Below are 3,961 nucleotides of genomic sequence, written 5' to 3' on the forward strand. Positions count from 1 at the left end.
GCCATCCTTTTCTATTTTACTGTAATGGATGAGGTGAATGATGAAGTGGATGACTCATTGGAAGATTATTCTGAAATTATCATCATACGTGCATTGGCGGGAGAGGAGCTTCCTTCTAAAAATACAGCTTCCAACAATCAGTATTTCCTGCGTGAAGTGACAAAGGAATATGCAGGATCTCGTGATGATATCCTTTATAAGGATTCTATGGTTTATATTCCCGAAAAAGATGAAACTGAACCTGCACGAATCCTTACTACCATTTTTAAGGATGATGGCGAAAAGTTTTTTGAATTGACGGTAGCGACCCCTTCTATAGAAAAAGATGATTTGAAAGATGCTATGGCAGGTTGGATGATTTTTCTTTATATAGCTTTATTACTGACTATAATTGTTATTAATGTGTGGGTGTTTTATCGAAATATGCGTCCTCTTTATGTATTGCTTCATTGGTTGGATAAATATCGTATCGGTAAAGGAAACGAGCCTTTACAAAATAATACCCGGGTTTCAGAATTCAGAAAATTGAATGAGGCGGCTGTTCGTTATGCAGAGCGCAGTGAGCAGATGTTCGAACAGCAAAAACAATTTATTGGTAATGCATCTCATGAGATGCAGACACCACTAGCTATTTGTCGTAATCGGTTGGAGATGCTGATGGAGGATGAAAATCTTTCAGAAAGCCAATTGGAGGAGTTGATGAAAACCCATCAGACTTTGGAGCATATAACGAAGCTGAACAAGTCTTTGTTATTGCTTTCGAAGATAGAGAACGGTCAATTTACGGATACTACCCAAGTAGAAGTGAATAAATTATTGAGGCAATATTTGGAGGACTATAAAGAAGTGTATCAATATCGTGAGATCATAACAAGTGTAGAGGAAGAAGGTATTTTCTATCTTACGATAAATGAGACACTGGCAGTGGTGTTGCTTACCAATTTGTTGAAGAATGCTTTTGTACACAATATAGACGGTGGACACATCCGGATTGTCATTACTCCCCACAGTGTGATGTTTTGCAATACAGGGGCGGCACAACCACTGGATGCCCAGCGTATTTTTGAGCGTTTTTATCAAGGAAAGAAAAAAGAAGGCTCAACCGGTCTAGGCTTGGCAATAGCAGATACGATATGTAAAATGCAGGCTCTCAGGCTTTGCTATGAATATAAGAGTGGGGAGCATTGTTTTATACTTTATACATCCACTCATAATCAATGAAAAAAAATCGTGTTTTTTTCAGAATTTCAAATTCTTTTCAGAATCTCCCTTCATATTTGCATCAGAAAACAGAATGTAGAACCAAATAAAAAAAATGACGATTATGAAAAAGGTATTATTATTGTTAGTGTGCTTATTTACGTTGCAAACAGTGGTATGGGCGGATGATGACAAACCTATTCAAGTAAACCAATTGCCTCAGACTGCACAAACTTTTATCAAAACTCATTTCCCCAATAACAAGGTGGCGATGGCTAAAATGGAAACAGACTGGTTTGATAAAAGCTATGATGTGATTTTTACCAATGGAGACAAATTGGAATTCGATAAGAAAGGGGTTTGGACAGAAGTGAATTGCAAATACAGCGCTGTACCTGTCGCTGTGGTTCCTGACGCGATAAAGAAGTACGTCACTACGAATTATCCCGATGCCAAGATGCTCAAGATCGAGAGGGACAAGTATGATTATGAAGTGAAACTTTCTAATGGTTGGGAGATAAAGTTTGATATGCAGTTCAATGTGATTGATATTGACAATTAATTATTAGTTATAGATCTGAAGTGTGGTTTATGTGAATAAACTGAAGCTTTGCAGGCCGTTTCTTGTTCCATGAAGAAACGGCCTGTCTTTTTTATTGATTTTAATAGCATAGTAATTCTGCCGACACGATCTTGTAATAGATAACATGGATATTTGCATAGTTTTAATAATAAAGATATGCATCTAAGAACGTATTATCCTACAGTGGTTTTATCGGATATCCATCTGGGAACCTCTCATTCCAAAACAATTGAAGTCAGTAACTTTCTGAAATCTGTCAATTGTGACCGTCTGATATTGAACGGAGACATTATAGATGGTTGGCATTTGCGTAAGGCAGGTACTAAGAGGTGGCAAGCAAAACATACTGATTTCTTTAAGGTTATCATGAAGATGATGGAGAACTTCGGTACTGAAGTAATTTATGTGTGTGGCAACCACGATGATTTTCTGGACAGCTTGGTCCCTATGACATTCTATAACGTAAAAATCGTCAAAGAATACATCCTTGAAACACATGGAAAGCGTTATTATGTGACACATGGCGATATATTCGACCGGGTTACTACGCAGATGAAATGGTTAGCCCGGTTGGGCGATGCAGGTTATACATTCCTCTTATGGGTGAACCGCTTTTATAACCAATATCGTACTAAGCGGGGGAAACCGTATTATTCTCTGTCACAGGCCGTCAAACAAAAAGTAAAGTCGGCTGTTTCCTATATATCGGACTTTGAGAAAGTATTGGTGGAGTTTGCACGTGTACGTAAATGTGACGGAGTGATTTGTGGTCATATCCATCATCCGGCTAATACCTATTATGATGGTATTCATTATCTGAATTCGGGCGATTGGGTAGAAAGCCTTTCGGCACTGACTGAGGATGCGGACGGGAATTGGAATATCATGGAATACCATCATGTACTAGCTGATGAGAATGAAGAAAATAAAGAGTTTACCCTAATACATACAGCCTCATGAAATTTTTATTTATAGTACAGGGTGAGGGGAGAGGACATCTTACTCAAGCCATTACGTTGGAGGAAATATTGCGCCGGAACGGTCACGAAGTAGTGGAAGTACTGGTAGGTAAAAGTAGTTCGCGCCGCTTGCCGGGATTTTTCAATCGTAATATCCATGCTCCGGTAAAACGTTTTGTCAGTCCTAATTTTCTGCCTACACCAGCTAACAAACGGGTGAGTTTGATGCGGAGCGTGGCGTATAATCTAGTGAAACTTCCTGTGTATATCAATAGCATTAACTACATTCGTCAGCGTATCGAGGACAGTGGTGCGGATAGGGTTATCAATTTCTATGAATTGCTGACCGGACTGACTTATTTCCTGTTCCGTCCCTCTGTTCCGCAAATCTGTATAGGGCATCAATATCTGTTCTTGCATAAAAGTTTTGAATTTCCAAAGGCTGATAAAGTAAGCTTGGCTCTTTTGAAGTTTTTTACCGTATTGACCAGCTTGGGGGCGAAGGAACGTTTGGCTCTTTCTTTTCGTCACATGAACGATGATCCTCAGAATCATATCCGTGTGATTCCTCCCTTGTTGCGTAGGGAAGTGACTTTACATGAACCTTATTCCGGTGACTATATACATGGCTATATGGTTAATGCGGGTTTCAGTGAAAATGTAATGAAATGGCACAGGCAACATCCCGGGATACCGCTTCGTTTCTTTTGGGACAAGTGGGAGGAGGAACCGGTGAAGAGAGTGGACAATACATTGAGCTTTTATCAACTGGATGATGTGGAATTTTTGAGGCAGATGGCGGGATGTAAGGCTTATGCCAGTACTGCCGGATTTGAATCGGTGTGCGAGGCCATGTATTTAGGCAAACCTATTCTGATGGTTCCTGCTCATATAGAACAGGACTGTAATGCATATGATGCCGAAAAAAGCGGTGCGGGTATCATTTCCTCAGATTTTAATTTGCAACAGTTGCTGGAATTTGCGAAAGATTACCACCCCAATCGTGATTTTGTGTATTGGGTACGTGGAGCTGAATATACTTTGTTGAATTTGTTAGAGAGTGATTCTTCCAATTATCAACAAGTTTTATTTAATGAGATGTATTTGGTTGAAGAGTTTATTTGATTTTCTTATAAAAACTCTCTTTAACCTTAATTCCGCAACACTATTATAAATTAAACTTTTTAAGTACCTGAGCAACAAAAAGTTGCTCAGGATT

The 3,961-nt window shown here is 39.1% G+C and carries 4 protein-coding genes; all 4 read left to right on the forward strand.

Going from position 1 to position 3,961, the window contains the following annotated elements:
- Positions 1–1,221, forward strand: a 1,221-nt coding sequence (locus tag AB5935_RS23555) for a sensor histidine kinase (protein WP_368327626.1), incomplete at its 5' end; no start/stop codon positions are given.
- Between the two features lie 103 nt (positions 1,222–1,324).
- The gene (locus tag AB5935_RS23560; protein WP_007844073.1) at positions 1,325–1,762 is read left to right on the forward strand and encodes a PepSY-like domain-containing protein; all 438 of its coding nucleotides are present in this window, start codon (positions 1,325–1,327) and stop codon (positions 1,760–1,762) included.
- A gap of 177 nt (positions 1,763–1,939) precedes the next feature.
- A complete protein-coding gene (locus tag AB5935_RS23565) occupies positions 1,940–2,743 on the forward strand; it encodes a UDP-2,3-diacylglucosamine diphosphatase (RefSeq protein WP_007838548.1) in 804 nt (267 codons plus the stop codon).
- Complete coding sequence (locus AB5935_RS23570; protein ID WP_007838549.1) at positions 2,740–3,867, forward strand: glycosyltransferase family protein; 1,128 nt, start codon at positions 2,740–2,742, stop codon at positions 3,865–3,867. The genes AB5935_RS23565 and AB5935_RS23570 overlap by 4 nt, the downstream gene beginning before the upstream one ends.
- Positions 3,868–3,961 lie beyond the last annotated feature (94 nt).

The organism is Phocaeicola sp. RTP21198st1_B8_RTP21198_201120, assembly GCF_040929485.1.
Taxonomy (GTDB): domain Bacteria; phylum Bacteroidota; class Bacteroidia; order Bacteroidales; family Bacteroidaceae; genus Phocaeicola; species Phocaeicola dorei.

Coding starts and splice junctions, on each gene's coding strand:
- AB5935_RS23570 (WP_007838549.1), top strand. CDS start 2,740: ATGAAATTTTTATTTATAGTACAGGGTGAGGGGAGAGGACATCTTACT.
- AB5935_RS23565 (WP_007838548.1), top strand. CDS start 1,940: ATGCATCTAAGAACGTATTATCCTACAGTGGTTTTATCGGATATCCAT.
- AB5935_RS23560 (WP_007844073.1), top strand. CDS start 1,325: ATGAAAAAGGTATTATTATTGTTAGTGTGCTTATTTACGTTGCAAACA.